Source organism: Pseudomonas oryzihabitans NBRC 102199 (genome assembly GCF_000730625.1).
GTDB classification, from domain to species: domain Bacteria; phylum Pseudomonadota; class Gammaproteobacteria; order Pseudomonadales; family Pseudomonadaceae; genus Chryseomonas; species Chryseomonas oryzihabitans.
Genome location: NZ_BBIT01000018.1, coordinates 26,692 through 43,932 on the forward strand (window position 1 = coordinate 26,692; position 17,241 = coordinate 43,932).

General features: G+C 66.6%; 15 protein-coding genes. 9 read left to right on the forward strand and 6 right to left on the reverse strand.

The window, feature by feature from the left end:
* The first annotated feature begins 92 nt into the window (after window positions 1–92).
* Complete coding sequence (locus tag POR01S_RS18580) at window positions 93–2,525, forward strand: glucan 1,4-alpha-glucosidase (RefSeq protein WP_042137579.1); 2,433 nt, start codon at window positions 93–95, stop codon at window positions 2,523–2,525.
* A gap of 30 nt (window positions 2,526–2,555) precedes the next feature.
* On the opposite strand, the gene POR01S_RS18585 is transcribed toward POR01S_RS18580, so the two are convergent.
* Both POR01S_RS18585 and POR01S_RS18590 read right to left on the reverse strand, forming a co-directional pair.
* Window positions 2,556–3,008, reverse strand: coding sequence for a hypothetical protein (locus tag POR01S_RS18585; RefSeq protein ID WP_027600977.1), 453 nt, complete (start codon window positions 3,006–3,008; stop codon window positions 2,556–2,558).
* Complete coding sequence (locus POR01S_RS18590) at window positions 2,995–3,597, reverse strand: nucleotidyltransferase domain-containing protein (RefSeq protein ID WP_027600012.1); 603 nt, start codon at window positions 3,595–3,597, stop codon at window positions 2,995–2,997. The genes POR01S_RS18585 and POR01S_RS18590 overlap by 14 nt, the downstream gene beginning before the upstream one ends.
* Before the next feature lie 385 nt (window positions 3,598–3,982).
* Here POR01S_RS18590 and POR01S_RS18595 point away from each other — a divergent pair, with 385 nt between their 5' ends.
* A complete protein-coding gene (locus POR01S_RS18595; protein ID WP_042137581.1) occupies window positions 3,983–5,128 on the forward strand; it encodes an acyltransferase family protein in 1,146 nt (381 codons plus the stop codon).
* On the opposite strand, the gene POR01S_RS18600 is transcribed toward POR01S_RS18595, so the two are convergent.
* Both POR01S_RS18600 and POR01S_RS18605 read right to left on the reverse strand, forming a co-directional pair.
* Window positions 5,055–5,957 (reverse strand): NAD-dependent protein deacetylase, encoded by a 903-nt coding sequence (locus tag POR01S_RS18600; protein WP_042137583.1) that lies wholly within the window; start codon window positions 5,955–5,957, stop codon window positions 5,055–5,057. The genes POR01S_RS18595 and POR01S_RS18600 overlap by 74 nt on opposite strands.
* Window positions 5,958–6,059: 102 nt before the next feature.
* Complete coding sequence (locus POR01S_RS18605; protein ID WP_042137586.1) at window positions 6,060–6,509, reverse strand: GyrI-like domain-containing protein; 450 nt, start codon at window positions 6,507–6,509, stop codon at window positions 6,060–6,062.
* Between the two features lie 264 nt (window positions 6,510–6,773).
* Between POR01S_RS18605 and fdnG the strand changes: the two genes are divergently transcribed.
* From fdnG to fdhE, 4 genes are read left to right on the forward strand one after another with little or no spacing between them, the layout of a single operon-like run.
* Window positions 6,774–9,839 (forward strand): formate dehydrogenase-N subunit alpha, encoded by a 3,066-nt coding sequence (fdnG, locus tag POR01S_RS18615; RefSeq protein WP_156045036.1) that lies wholly within the window; start codon window positions 6,774–6,776, stop codon window positions 9,837–9,839.
* 10 nt (window positions 9,840–9,849) lie between these two features.
* Entirely contained in the window at window positions 9,850–10,770 is a 921-nt protein-coding gene (gene fdxH / locus POR01S_RS18620) for a formate dehydrogenase subunit beta (RefSeq protein WP_007160996.1), read from the forward strand.
* Window positions 10,767–11,474 carry a formate dehydrogenase subunit gamma gene (locus tag POR01S_RS18625; RefSeq protein ID WP_042137590.1) on the forward strand — a complete coding sequence of 236 codons (708 nt, stop codon included), beginning with the start codon at window positions 10,767–10,769 and terminating at the stop codon, window positions 11,472–11,474. The genes fdxH and POR01S_RS18625 overlap by 4 nt, the downstream gene beginning before the upstream one ends.
* Entirely contained in the window at window positions 11,474–12,397 is a 924-nt protein-coding gene (gene fdhE, locus POR01S_RS18630) for a formate dehydrogenase accessory protein FdhE (protein WP_042137592.1), read from the forward strand. The genes POR01S_RS18625 and fdhE overlap by 1 nt, the downstream gene beginning before the upstream one ends.
* 15 nt (window positions 12,398–12,412) lie before the next feature.
* Here fdhE and POR01S_RS18635 read toward each other — a convergent pair whose 3' ends face one another.
* The gene (locus tag POR01S_RS18635) at window positions 12,413–13,012 is read right to left on the reverse strand and encodes a TetR/AcrR family transcriptional regulator (RefSeq protein WP_042137594.1); all 600 of its coding nucleotides are present in this window, start codon (window positions 13,010–13,012) and stop codon (window positions 12,413–12,415) included.
* Between the two features lie 72 nt (window positions 13,013–13,084).
* Here POR01S_RS18635 and bdcA point away from each other — a divergent pair, with 72 nt between their 5' ends.
* Window positions 13,085–13,798: an SDR family oxidoreductase gene (bdcA, locus tag POR01S_RS18640; RefSeq protein ID WP_042137596.1), complete on the forward strand. Its 714-nt coding sequence runs from the start codon at window positions 13,085–13,087 to the stop codon at window positions 13,796–13,798.
* 69 nt (window positions 13,799–13,867) lie between these two features.
* Here bdcA and POR01S_RS18645 read toward each other — a convergent pair whose 3' ends face one another.
* Entirely contained in the window at window positions 13,868–14,725 is an 858-nt protein-coding gene (locus tag POR01S_RS18645) for a LysR family transcriptional regulator (protein WP_042137598.1), read from the reverse strand.
* A gap of 150 nt (window positions 14,726–14,875) precedes the next feature.
* Here POR01S_RS18645 and POR01S_RS18650 point away from each other — a divergent pair, with 150 nt between their 5' ends.
* On the forward strand, window positions 14,876–15,622 hold the full coding sequence (locus tag POR01S_RS18650; protein ID WP_042137600.1) for an SDR family NAD(P)-dependent oxidoreductase: 747 nt from the start codon (window positions 14,876–14,878) through the stop codon (window positions 15,620–15,622).
* A 169-nt stretch (window positions 15,623–15,791) separates the two neighbouring features.
* Window positions 15,792–17,216 (forward strand): MFS transporter, encoded by a 1,425-nt coding sequence (locus POR01S_RS18655; protein WP_042137602.1) that lies wholly within the window; start codon window positions 15,792–15,794, stop codon window positions 17,214–17,216.
* Window positions 17,217–17,241: the final 25 nt, after the last annotated feature.

Here is a 17,241-nt window from a genome sequence, read left to right on the forward strand (position 1 = left end):
GGCCAAAACCCGACTAGGCTTACGGACGGGGAGGGCCAGCAGGCCCTCTGCCATGCGACTTTCGGCACAACCAGAACAAGGCCCGCCTGCCCATGCCCGTCCGCTTCGTCCGTCCGCTGCTCTGTTCCGCCAGTTTTCTCCTGACGCCCCTGGCGTCTGCCCTGGAAGCCCCCGGTGCCCCCGGCGCCGCACCCTTCTGGTCCTATTCCGGCAAGACCGGCATCGGCACCAGCTACGAGGCCTATCGCGATGGCGCCTACAGCGACCAGGCCAGTACCGGCCGCGTCTCGCGGGTCTGGTTCTCCCTGGCCCAGGGGGTGGTCACCGAGACCATGCAGGGCCTCATCCACGAGGCGCAGCTGCGCGAGATGCAACTGGTGATCCGCGGCCCCGACTTCACCCACCTGGAGCGCGACGACACCGACAGCCGCATCGAATACCTGGCCACCGATAGCGCCGGCCGGCCGACTTCCCTGGCCTACCGGATCGTCAATCGCGACCGCCAGGGCCGCTACGAGATCGAGAAGCACGTCTTCACCGACCCGGACCAGGACACCCTGGTCATGCGCGTCATCTTTCGCAGCCAGGATCCGCGCATCCAGCCCTATCTCTATGTCGATCCGGCGCTGGCCAATAGCGGCAGCCATGATCGCGCGGCGGTGAAGGGCGCGGTGCTCTATGCCAGCGAAGGCGAGCACGCCCTGGTGGTCAAGGCCAGCCAGCCCCTGCAGACGCCCACCGTGGGCTTCGTCGGCGCCTCCGACGGCCTCGACGACCTGCGCCGCAACGGCAAGCTGACCCAGCTCTACAGCAGCACCGGTGACCAGGCCGGCAACGTGGCCATGCTGGCCAAGCTGCCGCTCAAGGGCGCCGAGACCACCCTGGACGTGGTGGTGGGCTTTGGCGCCAATCCGCGCCAGGCCGAGGCGGCGGCCGATGCCACCCTGGCCCGCGGCTATCAGAAGGTGCTGGCCCACTACAACGGCGAGGGCGACGCCATCGGCTGGCAGGACTACCTGGCCAGTCTCGATCAGCTGCCGCGCCTGCAGGCCCAGGCCGGCGACGGCGGCAAGCTGGTCAACGCCAGCGCCCTGGTGCTCAAGGCCCAGGAAGACAAGACCCACGCCGGCGCCCTGATCGCCTCGCTGTCCAATCCCTGGGGCGAAACGGTGCCGGCGGCCAAGGGCACCACCGGCTACAAGGCGGTCTGGCCGCGGGACTTCTACCAGTGCGCCATGGCGCTGCTGGCGCTGGGCGATCGGCAGACGCCCAAGGTCGCCTTCAGCTACCTCAAGCAGGTGCAGGTGGACGCCAACACCGCCCACAAGCCGGCCGACAGCTCGGCCTTCATTCACCAGCAGAAGCAGGGCGACGAGGTCCGCGCGCCGGGGGCCACCGGCTGGTTCCTGCAGAAGACCCACGTCGACGGCACCATCGAATGGGTGGGCGTGCAACTGGACCAGACCGCCATGCCGATCATGCTCGGCTATCGCCTCTGGCAAGGCGGCCTGCTAGGCGATGCCGAAATCGATCGCTGGTATCGCGACATGCTCCGGCCCGCGGCGGATTTCCTCGCCCGCGACAGCCAGGTCAACCTGGGCTGGAACACCTGGCAGGTCAAGCCGCCGCAGACCCAGCAGGAGCGCTGGGAAGAGCAGTGGGGCTATTCGCCGTCCACCACCGCGGCGGTGATCGCCGGTCTCGCCACGGCCAGCGAACTGGCGCGCCATGCCGGCGACGAGGCCAATGCCAGCCGCTACCGCGACACCGCGCGGCGCTATTCGAGCCAGGTGGAAAAGACCATGGCCACCACCCAGGGCAGCCTGGGCGCCGGCCACTACTACCTGCGCATCACCCAGAACGAGGATCCCAACGACAAGGGCAAGCTGGTGGACAACAACAGCCGCCCGGGCCTGCCGGAAGACCAGGTGCTGGACGCCGGTTTCCTCGAACTGGTGCGCTACGGCGTGCGTCCGGCCGGTGATCCCCTGGTGCAGAAGAGCCTGGCGGTGCTGGACGACGAGGGCCTGCCGGAGGATCTGCGGGTCAAGTACAGCTTCCAGTATCCGGGAGTGCAGGGCACCTTCCCCGGCTGGCGCCGCTACGGCAACGACGGCTATGGCGAGAGCGAGAGCTCCGGCATCAACTTTCCCGCCACCGAGCAGCCGGTGCCCAACTCCGGACTGCGTGGCCGGGTCTGGCCGATCTTCACCGGTGAGCGCGGGCACTACGAGCTGGCGCGCCTGGTCCTGCAGGGCAAGCCGGATGCGGCGGCGCTCGGCAAGCTGCGCGACACCTACGTCCGCGGCCTGGAACTGTTCGCCAACGCCGGCCTGATGCTGCCCGAGCAGGTCTGGGACGGCGTGGGCGACAACCGGCGCCACGGCTACACCAAGGGGCAGGGCACCGATTCGGCGACGCCCCTGGCCTGGTCCCACGCCGAATACGTCAAGCTGCTGCGCTCCATGGCGGACGGCCAGGTGTGGGATCACTACCCGGTGGTGGCGCGGGCACTGGCGCCCTGAGTAAGGAATGCTGCCGGGTCGCGAGCGCCGTCAGGGCTCGCGACCCGGCAGCAGGTCGGGTCGTTGTTGCTCCAGCCATAGTACGATCTGCTGAAGCAGGGTTTCAGCCTGCCGTAATGCCTCTTCGGCCATCGAGTCGCTGACCAAGTCGCCCGAGTAGTCGATGACATTGCGTTGCTTCCGCAGGGTGTCCAGTACCAGCATCGTTGGCGTAGCGAGACCTATGGTCCGGGGCAAGGACTGGATCATGGTCTGATGATGGCCAGGGCGACTGGTCAGGGTGCGATAGCCATTGGCCTGAAGCGCTGCATTGGCGCCCTGCATGATCGCCTTGTAGGCCAGATCGAAGCGGCTTTCACTGCTCAGCGTCGGCAGGCGGGCGTCCGTCAGGCTACGCTGCGCTGCCTCCAGCAGGCGCCGGATACCTGCCGAATCCGGCGTAATCGCTTCGAGACTTTTGCCAATCAAATTATCCAGGGTCATCTGTCCATCCTTGTGACAGTTCGCCAGCGTCGCCTATGACGAACAGCTTGGGCTTTTCTAGCAGATCCGTGACGAAGGCTCCCCCTTCCGCCAACAGCTTCTGCCATTCCTCTTGCCGGTATACCTTGGGATTGATCTCGCGGCCAAGCCTTTCCTGGCAGGGGTAAAGGGCCGCCACTACTTCACCGAAGGTCACGGTGCCCAGGATCATGAGGTCTATATCGCTTCCACTGTTCGCCTTGCCGCTGGCCATCGAGCCGAAGACGAAAGCTGCTTCTATCCGGTCTGCAACAAGGCCCAATGCCTCGGCCAGGATGTCGGTAAGGCCACTGGTCTTGCGCAGAATGCTCGCCAGCTCTTCGAAGATCGGGCAGTCCGGATTGGCACGGTAGTGCTGCTGATTACCCACGCGCGTTTTCACGGCCAGACCCGCCGAGACTAACTTGACGAGTTCGCGGCTGAGGGTACCGGACTGGGTCTCGGTCAATCGCGCGATTTCACGCTGGTGATAGCTACTATCCGGATGGAGCAGCAGCAGCGCCAAGACCTTGCGGCGATAGTCGGGAAAAAGGACGGACGCGAGTGACATCGAAAACCTTATTGCTGCCTTTTAGGCTGCAATTGAAGCTTAAAAGGCAGCAATCATCCAGCACTACCATGCCTCAAACGATCAGTTGGATGCCTAACCGACAAGCGGTAGATCTCTGCTATAGCCAGTGCCAGAGCCTGTTTTACCTTTGATCGCTCAGGGAACGCCTGTAACAAGACTTGTCTGATGGGCGTTCTCGGGCTTTCCTGAGATGAGCGGATCCTTCCGCTCCCTGCTTTCCCTCTTCGCTCCGGCCCTCCTGCCCACGGTCCCGTACCGCGCGGTAGCGTGCCCGGCTGTCGCGCTTTTCTCTCGCTCGCTCCGGCGACCGCTCCGGTGGTCTGGGGGCGGGTCTTTGCCGGTTCCTGTCAAGAAGGTCACGGATATGACTGACGTCGCTCTCCCCATCGCCCTCTACCTGGGCACCCTGGTGCTGCTGGCCTTCGCCTTGCGCCGCAGCCCGCTGCTGACCGAGGAGACTCGGGCGCGCTCCTCGCCGCTGGATGCCCTGCGCGGCATCCTCGCCACCGCCGTGGTCTGCCTGCATTTCGTGCTGACCTATCACCTCAAGGCCGAGGGCCAGTGGCGCGAACCCGACAGCGACCTGCTCTACAACATGGGCGTGGTACCGGTCTCGCTGTTCTTCATGATCACCGGCTACCTGTTCTTCGGAAAGGTCTATCGCCGCACGCCGGACTGGGGCGAGCTGCTCCGTTCGCGGGTGCTGCGGGTGATGCCGCTGTATCTCTGCGTGGTGGCCGTGGTGGTGCTCTTCACCCTGATCCGCACCCACTTCGTCATCGCCGACGGCCAGCGCTTCATGCTCGAGCTGCTCAGCTGGGAGCTGTTTTCCGGCTTCAGTCTCAACGGCCTGGAGGAGAGCGGCTGGATGACCGCCGGCGCCCACTGGACGCTGCGCTACGAGGCGCTGTTCTACCTGGCCCTGCCGCTCATCGCCGCGCTGTTCAATCGTCGTGGCTTCGGCCTGCCGTTGCTGGTCTCGGCGCTGCTGGTGGGCGGCCTGGTCGCCGCCGGCTATCACTACCACGTGCTGGGCGCGCGCTTCGGCCTGCTGTTCCTGCTGGGATTCCTGCCGGTGTTCGTCAAGGTCCATCGGCCGGCGTTGCTGGCACGTTTGCGCACGCCCCTGGTGGCCGCGCTGTCGCTGGCGCTGGTGGCCTATGCCATGACCCAGCCGGACTACAACCTCAAGCAGATGCTGGCGCTGGCCTTGCCCTTCGCCGCCATGGCCGCCGGCAACGACCTCTTCGGCCTCCTGCGCAGTCGCGGCCTCAAGGTGCTGGGCGAGATCAGCTACAGCCTCTATCTCACCCATGGCCTGCTGCTCTACGGCCTCTTCACCCTGCTCAACCTGGGGTCGGTCGAGGTCCTGGGTACGGTCGGCTTCATGGCCCTGCTGCCACCGGTGCTGGTGCTCGCCTGCCTGCTGTCGATGCTCAGCTACCGCTGGATCGAGCGTCCGCTGATGCACCTGGGCAGGGCGCCACGGCCTCGGCAAGTGCCGGCGTAAGCGCCGGCGCCGCCCCGGAATACTCCAGCAGAAAGGCCAGTGCCTGGGCGCAGGAGGCTTCCACCTTGAGCGCGAGCAGGTCGTCCGCGCGGGTGTGGCCATAGCCCAGGGCGGCGATGGGCAGGCCGGCGCGAGCCGCGGCCTGGGCGAAGCGAAAGCCGGAATAGACCATCAGCGACGAGCCCACCACCAGCAGCGCATCGGCGCGGCCCAGGTGGGCGAAGGCACGCTCCACCCGCGCACCGGGCACGTGCTCGCCAAAGAACACCACGTCCGGCTTGAGCAGGGCGCCGCAGCGCGGGCAGTCGGGCACGCGAAAACTCATGAAGTCCACGCCTTCCAGATCGGCATCGCCATCCGGCGCGGTAGCCGCGTCCAGCTGCAGCCAGTCGCCATTGAGTTCGCCCAGCCACTGCTGGAATTCCTGGCGCGGCAGGCGCAGCTCGCAACCCAGGCAGCGGATCTGGTCGAGGCGCCCGTGCAGGTCGATCACCGCCTCGCTGCCGGCGGCCTGGTGCAGCCGATCGACGTTCTGGGTCAGCAGCATCTCCACCTGGCCGCGCCGCTCCAGGGCCGCCAGGGCCTGGTGGGTGGCGTTGGGCCGCGCCTGGCAGAAACGCGGCCAGCCGATCAAGCTGCGTGCCCAGTAGCGGCGGCGCAACAATTCGTCGCCAACGAAGGCCTGCAGGGTGACCGGTTGCGGGCGCTTCCAGGCGCCGTCGCGGTCGCGGTAGTCGGGAATGCCGGAATCGGTGCTGCAACCGGCACCGGTGAGCAGAAAGATCCGCTCGTGCCGGGCGATAAAGGACTGGAGCTCGGGCAGGGACATCGTGCACCTGGGGTTGCGGGCGATATCCCCAGCTTGGAAAGGGTTATGCCGGGAGGCAAGCCGCAGCTGACGAACGTCCTGTCCGCGCTGCGGCGAGTGCCTTCAGAAGACCGGCACGTAGATATAGATCTGCGAATCCTGTGCATCCACCCCGGTGAAGGCCTCGGTGTAGTGCTCGAAGCAGGCGCCGGGACGGGGTTGCAGGCCGCGCGCCGGCAGCAGCTCGGCGAACAGCCGGCCGAGGCTCTTGGCCACGCTGGGCGCGGTGCCCAGGTGCACGTAGCGGGCGTAGCGGCCTTCCGGCAGTTCCTGGCGCACCATGCCGGCGGGCAGTGGGGCGCCCGGCGCGGTGGCCACCGCGGCCAGGTAGTGCATGGTGCCGGCCTGGCGCCAGCTCAGGCCATACCATTCAGCGTCGCCTTCGCGCCCGGTGATCTCCCCGGCGCGGTCGGCGAAGCGCCGCCAGAGGGCGGCGATGTCTTCGCCCTGGCCAGGCTCGAACAGCAGACCGGTCACTTCCAGGGCGGGATGGTCGACGATTTCCAGCGACATGGGACAGACTCTCTCGAAGATGCGATGAAGGCCGTCACCTTACTCCAGCGGCGCGCGGCGGTCAGCCGGGGCGGCCATCGGACGAAAGGTCGCAGCCGCCGCCAGGCCCTGCCGCAGACCCTGCCAGGTCCTCTTGCCGCTTCGCTAAAACACTGATTTTGAATGATTTTTAGACGAAGAAAGACGACGCTTCGCTCGAACTGCCAGGCCCGGCTCAGGACGAAGTCCTACCGTGATGTGCCTGGAGTTACCCAAGAAATGTCGATCAAGGTATCGCGCCGCAACTTCCTCAAACTCAGTACGGCGGGGGTCGCCACCTCGAGCATGGCCATGCTCGGCTTCGCCCCGGAACCGGCACTGGCGTCCATCCGCTACTACAAGCTCGCTGCCGCCAAGGTGACGCGCAACACCTGCACCTACTGCTCGGTGGGTTGCGGCATGCTGCTCTACAGCCGCGGCGATGGCGGCATCAACACCGTCAGCGACATCTACCACGTCGAAGGCGATCCGGATCATCCGGTCAGTCGCGGTTCCCTCTGTCCCAAGGGCGCCGGGGTGCTGGACTTCATCAAGAGCGAATCGCGCCTCTCCCACCCCGAGGTGCGCGAGCCGGGCAGCAACGAGTGGAAGCGCATCAGCTGGAACGAGGCGCTGGACCGCATCGCCTGCTACATGAAGGAGGACAGGGACAAGAACTTCGTCACCCATGACGCCGATGGCCATCTGGTCAATCACTGGATCACCACCGGCTTCCTGGCGGCCTCGGCCTGTTCCAACGAGACCGCGTACCTCACCCAGAAGGTGATCCGCAGCCTCGGCATGCTGGCGATCGACAACCAGGCGCGCGTGTGACACGGACCGACGGTGGCAGGTCTTGCCCCTTCGTTCGGCCGCGGTGCCATGACCAATCACTGGGTCGACATCCGCAACGCCAATCTCATCCTGTCCATGGGCGGCAACTCGGCCGAGGCGCACCCGGTGGGCTTTCGCTGGATGGTGGAGGCCAAGGAAAAGAACAACGCCAAGCTGATCACCATCGATCCGCGCTTCACCCGGACCTCGGCGGTGGCGGACTACCACGCCTATATCCGCACCGGGACCGACATCGTCTACCTGGGCGGGCTGATCAACTTCCTGCTCACCACGGACCAGATCCAGCATGAGTACGTAAGGGCCTACACCGACGTCGCCCTCATCGTGAAGGAAGACTTCGGCTTCCACGACGGCCTCTTCTCCGGCTTCGGCGAAGACAAGCGTCGCGCCTACGAGAAATCCAGCTGGAGCTACGAATTCGACGAGCGCGGCATGGTGAAGGAAGACCCGACCCTGCAGCACCCGCGCTGCGTCTACCAGCTGATGAAGGCGCACTACAGCCGCTACACCATCGAGCTGGTGGAGCGCGTCTGCGGCATGCCGCGCGAGCAGATCCAGACCACCTGGGACATGATCGCCGAGACGGCGCGCCCCGAGCGCACCATGAGCATCCTCTATGCCCTGGGCTGGACCCAGCATTCCATCGGCGCCCAGATCATCCGTACCGCCTCCATGGTGCAACTGCTGCTGGGCAACATCGGCATGCTCGGCGGCGGGGTCAACGCCCTGCGCGGCCACTCCAACATCCAGGGGCTGACCGACCTGGGCCTGCTCTCCAACCAGTTGCCGGGCTATCTCTACCTGGCCTCCCACGAGGAACAGGAATACCGCGACTACATCAAGCGGCGGGCCAAGCAGCCCCTGCGCGAGGGCGAGGTCTCCTACTGGAAGTACTACGAGCGCTTCCACGTCAGCCTGATGAAGGCCTGGTTCTCCGAGGCGGCGACCAAGGACAACGACTGGTGCTACGACTGGCTGCCCAAGCTCAGCGAGCCGCTCTACGACGTCTTGCACACCTTCGAGCGCATGCACCACGGCGAGATCACCGGCTACTTCTGCCAGGGCTTCAACCCGCTGGCCTCCTTCCCGGACAAGAACAAGGTCAGCCAGGCGCTGAGCAAGCTCAAGTACCTGGTGGTGATGGATCCGCTGGCCATCGAGACCGCCGAATTCTGGCAGAACCACGGCGAACTCAACGACGTGGATCCGAGCCAGATCCAGACCGAGGTGTTCCGCCTGCCCACCACCTGCTTCGCCGAGGAGAACGGCGCCATCGTCAACAGCTCGCGCTGGCTGCAATGGCACTGGCGCGCCGCGCCGCCGCCGGGCGAGTCGCGGCCGGACGTGGCCATCCTCGCCGGGCTGTTCCATCGCCTGCAGCAGATGTATCGCGACGAGGGCGGCGCCTTCCCCGATCCCATCCTCAACCTGACCTGGCCCTACAGCAATCCGGAGGAGCCCAATCCCGAGGACATCGCCCAGGAATACAACGGTCGCGCCCTGGCCGATCTGCCCGGGCCGAACGGGACCATTTCCCACAAGCGCGGCGAACTGCTCGACGACTTTGGCTTCCTCGCCGACGACGGCAGCACCACCTGCGGCTGCTGGATCTACTCGGGCTCCTACAACCGCCAGGGCAACAACATGGATCGGCGCGACAACGCCGATCCCTACAACATTGGCATGACCCTGGGCTGGGCCTGGTCCTGGCCGCTCAATCGCCGCATCCTCTACAACCGCGCCGGCGCCCGGCCGGACGGGACCTCCTGGGCGCCGGAGAAGCGGCTGATCTGGTGGAACGGCGAACGCTGGGCCGGGGCCGACATCCCCGACTTCCCCTGGACCTCGCCGCCCTCGGCCAAGGCCGGGCCCTTCATCCTCAACCAGGAGGGCGTCGCGCATTTCTTTGGCGGCAGCCTGCTGGCCGAGGGGCCCTTCCCGGAGCACTACGAGCCCTTCGAATCGCCGCTGGACCACAACCCGCTGCACCCGGACAACCCGCGCGCCAAGAACAACCCGGCGGCGCGGATCTTCCCGGGCGATCGGGCGCGGCTGGGCACCCGCGAGGAATTCCCCTATGCGGCCACCACCTACCGCCTGACCGAGCACTTCCACTTCTGGACCACCCATGCGCGGCTCAACGCCATCGCCCAGCCGGAGAAGTTCGTCGAGATCGGCGAGGACCTGGCGACCGAACTCGGCATCAAGGCCGGCGACTGGGTCAAGGTCAGCTCCAAGCGCGGCTACATCAAGGCGGTGGCGGTGGTGACCAAGCGCATGCACGGGCTGCAGGTGGAGGGGCGCACCGTGCACCACATCGGCATCCCCATCCACTGGGGCTTCAAGGGCGTCACCCGCCCCGGATTCCTCACCAACACCCTGACCCCCTACGTGGGCGACGCCAATACCCAGACACCGGAATTCAAGTCGTTCCTGGTGAACGTGGAAAAGGTCTGAGGGAGGTTCTATGAGAGGCGATCAAGTCAACTTCCAGAACATCGTCGCACGCTCGGCCACCTCCGAGGAGTCGCCCCACACCCGCATCGGCGGGGTGGAGGCGGTGGCCAAGCTGATCGACGTGTCGCGCTGCATCGGCTGCAAGGCCTGCCAGGTGGCCTGTTCGGAATGGAACGACCTGCGCGACGAGGTCGGACATTGCAACGGTACCTACAACAATCCGCCGGACCTCACCCCGGAGACCTTCCAGGTGATGAGATTCGACGAATACGTCAACGAGAAGGGCAACCTGGAGTGGCTGATCCGCAAGGACAACTGCATGCATTGCGCCGAGCCGGGCTGCCTCAAGGCCTGCCCGGCGCCGGGGGCCATCGTGCAGTACGCCAACGGCATCGTCGACTTCAATTCCGAGCACTGCATCGGCTGCGGCTATTGCGTCTCGGGCTGCCCCTTCGACGTGCCGCGCATCTCCAAGAAGGACCAGAAGGCCTACAAGTGCACCCTCTGCTCCGACCGCGTCTACCACGGCCTGGAGCCGGCCTGCGTCAAGTCCTGCCCGACCGGGGCGATCATGTTCGGTACCAAGGAGGACATGACCGAACACGCCCAGATGCGCGTCGGCCAGCTGCATGACCGCGGCTTTCCCGGCGCCGGCCTCTACGATCCGGCCGGGGTGGGCGGCACCCATGTGATGTACGTGCTGCAGCACGCCGACAAGCCGGAGCTCTACACCCACCTGCCGGCCGATCCGCAGATCAGCCCCATGGTCAGCCTGTGGAAGGGCGTGACCAAGCCGATCATGTCGGCGCTGCTGGGCGTCACCGCCATCGCCGGCATCGCCCACTACCTGACCAAGGGACCCAAGGAAGAACCCGAGGAATCCCCGGACGAGGCAGAGCGCCACGCCGCGCGCGAGGAGGATCGGCCATGACCACGCCGTCGGACAACAAGGGCGGCATCCTGCGCTACACCACCTTCAGCCGGCTGAACCACTGGTTCATCGCCTTCACCTTCGTCTGCCTGACCCTGAGCGGCCTGGCCTTCTTCCACCCGTTCTTCTTCGACCTCACGGCGCTGTTCGGCGGGCCGACCATGACGCGCATCCTGCACCCCTTCATCGGGGTGGCCATGAGCCTGGGCTTCGTGGTCATGGCGGTGCGCTTCTTCAAGGTCAACCTGTTCAAGCGCCACGACGTGGCCTGGGTGCGGCGCATCGGCGACGTCCTCGCCAACCGCGACGAGCTGGCACCGCCCATCGGCGCCAACAACCCGGGGCAGAAGCTGGTGTACTGGGTGATGCTGCTGTCGGTGCCGGCGCTGTTGCTCAGTGGCTTCTTCATCTGGCGGCCGTATTTCGCCGACATCCTGCCGCGTGGCTGGCTGCGCTTTTCCAGCCTGGTGCACGCCTATGTCGCCTTCGTCGCCATCGTCACCCTGATCATCCACGTCTATTCGGCGATCTGGGTGAAGGGCTCCTTCCGCGCCATGACCCAGGGCCGCGTCAGCCGCGCCTGGGCCAAGCATCACCACCGGCTGTGGTACGACGAGATCGTCGAGCAGGAACGCCGCGAAGGCGGCGAGCGGGGCGAACGCCCCCTGGATGAACACCGCATGCCTGACAAGGGGACCCCCTGATGCATCAGTACGGCACCTCGCCCACCGGCATTCTCAATCCGCCACCGGTGGTCCTGCCCGATCGCCAGCTGTTCGCCCGTCGCGCCCGCCGCCTGCGCGAACTGGCCGAGCGCAGCCCCGAGCTGGGCGACTTCCTCGGCTTCATGGCCCTGCTGGTCCAGGCCCAGGAGGCCGTCCTGCAGGACCGCCAGCCCAGCTGGCAACCGGCGCCGGATGCCTTCAGCCTGGCCTTGGAGCACGGCATGCCGCCGCTGCAGGGGCAGGCTCTGCTGCGGGATCTGGACTGGCAGGGCGATCTGGAGGCGCTGCTGGCCAACCTGGAACTGCGCATCGCCGCGCGTCAGCGGCCGGTGCTCGAACAACTGGCCGCCTTGTCGGCGACCGAGCGTCAACGGCTCGCCGAGCAGTTGCTCGCTCAGGAGCCCGGCGCCCCAGAGGTCCGGGGGCTGCTGCCGCTGGTGGGCGCTGCCCTGCAGGTGGCCTGGGTGCGCCTGGCCCTAGGCCTGCCGCAACCGCCCCAGCGCCATGGCGACGCCAGCCGGGTGCTGTGCCCGACCTGCGCGGCGCCGCCGCTGGCCAGCATCGTCCACGCCGACCGCGATCGCGACAACGTGCGCTACCTGCATTGCAGCCTCTGCGCCACCGAGTGGCACCTGGAGCGCAGCAAGTGCAGCTGCTGCAACACCAGCGCCCAGGTGCGCTATCTGGCCCTGGAGGACGCCGCCGGCAAGACGCCCCTGGCCGCCCAGGCCGAGACCTGCGACAGCTGCGACAGCTACCTCAAACTGGTCAGCAAGAGCTTCAACCTCGGCGCCGAGCCCCTGGCCGACGACCTCGCCAGCCTGCCGCTGGACTTCGCGCTGGCGGAAGAGGGGCGCTATGCCCGCAGCGGCTTCAATCCGCTGTTCATCGCCGGGGAATAAGGCGCCAGCGCCGCGTCACGTCTCCGCATGAAGGGCCTGGGTCAGCGCCAGGCCCGCCAGGCGCGCGCTGGCCAGCAACCGCTCCAGGCTCTGCCCATGCCGCGCGCTGGCGGAGAGCCCGGCCATGGTGGTGATGACGAAGTCGGCCAGCTCCTGCGCACGCTGCGGCTGGCGACCGGCGATATGGGTGCGGATAAGCGTCTGGGCCGTCTGGTGGTGCCGGTCGGCTGCCGCACGGGCCTGGGGATCGTCGGAATGGGTGCCCTCCAGCACCAGGCAGCCGGTCGAGCTGGGGTCGGCTACATAGCTGCGCGCCGCCTCTTCCAGCACTCGGGTGAGCGCTACCGCCAGGGACTGTTCGCCGTCCAGGATCTCGTGCAGCAGCACGGCGCCCGTCGAGATGTAGCGTTCGAGCACCCGCTGGTACAGCTCCAGCTTGCTGCCGAAGGCCGCATAGAAGCTCGGCGGCCTGATGCCGAGCGCCTGGGTCAGGTCGGCGACGCTCACCCCGTCATAGCCCTTTTCATGGAACAGGTGCTGGGCCTGGACGATGGCCTCGTCTGGATCGAAGCGGCGGGGCCGCCCACGGGTTGCGGTTTTATTTGTAGTGCTCATTACAAAAATACTTTGACAGCGGACGGGAGAAGATTATTGTAGCACTCACTACATTAATCAGGAGGCTGACTCATGAGCAATTTCGCAGGTAAAAAGGTGTTGGTGCTGGGCGGCAGTCGCGGCATAGGCGCGGCCATCGTGCGGCGCTTCGCCACCGATGGCGCCCAGGTGACCTTCACCTATGCCAGTTCCAGGGACGCCGCCCAGGCCCTGGCGGCGGAAACCGGTAGCACCGCCGAGCTGACCGACAGCGCCGACCGCGACGCGGTGATCGCCCGGGTGCGCGCCTGTGGTCCGCTGGACGTGCTGGTGGTGAATTCCGGCGTGGCGCTGTTCGGCGATGCCCTGGAACAGGATCCGGACGCCGTCGATCGCCTGTTCAGCATCAATGTGCAGGCGCCCTATCACGCGGCCGTGGAAGCCGCGCGGCAGATGCCGGCGGGCGGGCGGATCCTCGTCATCGGCTCGGTGAATGGCGATCGCATGCCACTGCCCGGCCTGGCCGCCTATGCCATGAGCAAGTCGGCCCTGCAGGGTCTCGCCCGCGGTCTGGCACGGGACCTTGGTCCGCGCGGCATCACCGTCAACGTGGTGCAGCCGGGTCCCATCGATACCGAGATGAATCCGGCGGATGGCCCCATGAAGGAGCTGATGCACAGCTTCCTGGCGATCAAGCGCCACGGCAGCGCCGACGAGGTGGCCGGCATGGTCGCCTGGCTGGCCGGCCCCGAGGCCGGCTTCGTCACCGGCGCCATGCACACCATCGACGGCGCCTTCGGCGCCTGATCGAGTGCGTACCCCTATCGCCCAGGGCCCAGGCGATAGGGGCGACGGCCGGCTATCCGGCAGGCCAGCCTAGTGCGCCGGTCCCAATAGCTCCTCGGCGATATCCAGCAACGCCCGCAGCCTGTCCATGTGGCGCAGGTCCTGGTGATAGCCCACCCAGATATCCCGTGATGGAGGACTGCCGAAGCGCTCGATGAGCTGCAGTCCGGCGGTCGCATCGCCGAGCGGGCGGGGCAGGACGGCCACCCCCAGGCCACGCCGGCACATCTGCGCCTGAACGGTTCGACTGGTACTGGTGAAGGCCCGTGGCGAGTCCGGCAGCCGCTCGAGCAACCAGGCGACATCGGGAAAATGCGATTGCGCGCTGTTCATGAGGATCAGCCCGACCGCAGCCGTATCCTCCTGCACCGCTAGCGCCGTCTCTGCGGAGCCGTAGAGGCCGTAGGGCATCCTCAGGAAACGGCGCTGCACGATATCCGGTTCGCTGAAGGGCACCAGGCGAAAGGCCACGTCCGCATCGCGTCGGGAGAGATCCAGCAGTCGATAACTGGCGATGACCTCGGGTACCACGGCAGGGTGCCGCCGGGTCAGGTCGGCCAGGACCGGCGCCAGCACATAGCCGGCGAACCAGTCCGCCGAAGAGATGCGCAGGATTCCCTCCAGGCGCTGGTGATTACCTGCCAGGCGCCGCTCCATCGCCAGGGCCGAGGCTTCCATGGACTCGGCCAGGGCGAATACGGCATCTCCCGAATTCGTCAGGATCAGGCGCTCGCGGGTGCGCCGTAGCAGCGCCTGTCCGGCTTCATCCTCGAGCGTTTTGATCCGTCGACCTACCGTTGGGTGGCTGATTCCCAAGGCTCGCGCGGCCGAGCCATAGGAACCGCCCCGGGCGACTGCCAGAAAGATCCGTACATCGCTCCATTCCATGGCGTACCTGCGTACAAAAATGAACATTGAATATGCAGGAAAGGCAGTCCCCAAACAATATCGTAGGGGTGACCATGACAGCTCACATCGACGTAGATCCGTTGGCTTCAGCCAGGCATGTTCGAACTGGCGCTGTGCAGGTGAGCAGATATGAGCAGATTGCTAGATAGGGTTGCGATTGTAACGGGTGCCTCCAAAGGCATCGGTGCGGGTATTGCCCGGCAACTGGCGGCGGACGGTGCCAAGGTCGTCATCAGCTATGCGTCCGGCAAGGACGGGGCGGACGCCGTCCTCGCCGACATCAAGGCGGCGGGGGGTACGGCCATCGCGCTACGCGCCGACGTCCGCCAGCGGGCCGATATGGAGGCCTTGGTAGAGGCGGCCCGCGAGCACTTCGGGCGCCTGGATATCCTGGTGAACAATGCCGGCGTCTATCGATTCGCCAGGATCGAGGACACCACCGCAGACCTGTATCGGCTGCAATTCGACATCAATGTGCTCGGACCCTTGCAGCTGATAAGCGCCGCCAGCCCCTACCTGGGCGCCGGCAGCAGCATCATCAACGTCAGCTCGAATGTCACCAGCGTCCTGCCGGCGGAAAGCGCCGTCTACAGCGGCACCAAGGGTGCGCTCGATGCGATCACGGGTGTGCTCGCCCGCGAGCTGGGCCCTCGTGGTATCCGCGTGAATGCCGTCAATCCTGGCCTCATCGACACCGAGGGCACCCAGACCGTCGGCGCCCTCGGCGCGGAATTCCAGGCCTGGAACGAGGCCCGCACCCCGCTCGGCCGTATCGGCCAGGTAGGGGATATCGCCCCCATCGTCGCCTTCCTGGCGTCCGACGATGCCCGCTGGGTGACCGGCGAAACTCTCTTCGGCTCCGGCGGCATGCGCTAGGCCAGGCGGTGGCCCTTGCCGCGCCGACAGCGGTCGGCCGCTTGCCAACCGCTCGCGGGCACGCTCCTGCCAGCTGTGGCCGCGCTTTTCGAGAAATCGCTGCATCAACCCGCCGCGCGCCGGAAACGCGCGCGCGGATCAGGATGCGGCCCGATTAAAGGTAAAAGTCATGAGCTCATCCCTTCCCATGGCCCAGCCCGATAGCCGTCGCTGGTTCGCGCTGGGCGTGCTGCTGGTAGGTACGCTACTGCCACCGCTCGACTTCTTCATCGTCAATGTGGCGCTGCCGGTGATCCGTCGCGACTTCGCTACCTCGTCGGATCTGGCCCAGCTGGTGGTATCCGTCTATGCGACGGCCTATGCAGTCACTCTGATCCTGGGCGGTCGCCTGGGTGACATGTTCGGCCGCAAGCGTGTCTATCTGGGCGGCATGCTCGGCTTCGGTATCGCCTCCGCGCTATGCGGGTTCGCGCCAACGCCAGCTGTGCTGATCGCCGGGCGGCTGCTGCAGGGGGTGGCGGCGGCCATCATGGCGCCGCAGTCCATGGCCCTGATCCATGCGACCTTTCCGGCAGAAGAGAAGAATCGGGCGCTCGGCCTGTACGGCGCGACCTTCGGACTCGCCGCTGTGCTGGGCCAGGTCCTGAGCGGGGTGCTGATCGAGGCCAATCCCTTCGGACTGGGCTGGCGCAGCATCTTCCTCATCAATCTTCCCGTCATTCTCTGCGCCCTGCCGGCCGCGCTGGTTGCGCTGCGCGAGAGCCGGGCCAGGCAACCGGGCCGGCTGGATGTCATGGGTGCCGGCCTGCTCGCGGCGGGGCTGTTGGCGCTGGTGGTGCCCCTGGTCGAGGGGCCACGCCTGCACTGGCCCTGGTGGTCGCTCCCCCTGCTCGTCGTCAGTGGCGGATTGCTGATCACCTTCTGGCGCTACGAACAACGCAAGGAGGCGGCCGGCGAGACGCCCCTGGTGCTGCCTTCCCTGCTTGCCGCCCCCCGGCTGAGACGCAGCCTCCTGGCGACCTTCCTGTTCTATGCCCTGGCGCCTTTCTTTCTCGTTTTCGCCGTCTACCAGCAGGCCGGTCTGGGGCATGGAGCCCTGGCCGCGGGGTGGGCGATCCTGCCGCTGGGGATCGGCTTCCTCCTCGGCCCCCTCTGCAGTCCGCATCTTGCCCAGCGGCTGGGGGCACGCACCGCCGCCTTCGGCATGGGCCTGGAGGTCATGGGCCTGCTGTTGGCGGCCGCCCTGGCAGGCCTGCCCTCCTGGCTGCCGGTGCCGTTGCTGTTGATCGGCCTGGGGCAGGGCATAGCGCTTCCGGCCCTGGTGAGAGTCAACGCGGATCAGGTGGCGCCGAGCCTGGCCGGACTCGCCGCCGGCTTGATGAATGCCACCCTGCAGATCAGCGCCGCCCTGGCGGTGGCGCTCATCGGCGGCCTGTTTTTCGCCCTCGCCCCCGATGGTGCTGGCGGAAGAGAGGTGCAGATCGCCTTTTCCGCTGCTGCCCTGACGATGGGCGGGGCCTTGGCGCTAGCGGCCGTTTTGAGCTGGCCGAGCGCTCCGGAGACCGCCAGGCGAGGGGCCTGCGATGCAGACTGAACAGCGCCTTTCACCGCGCGAGGAG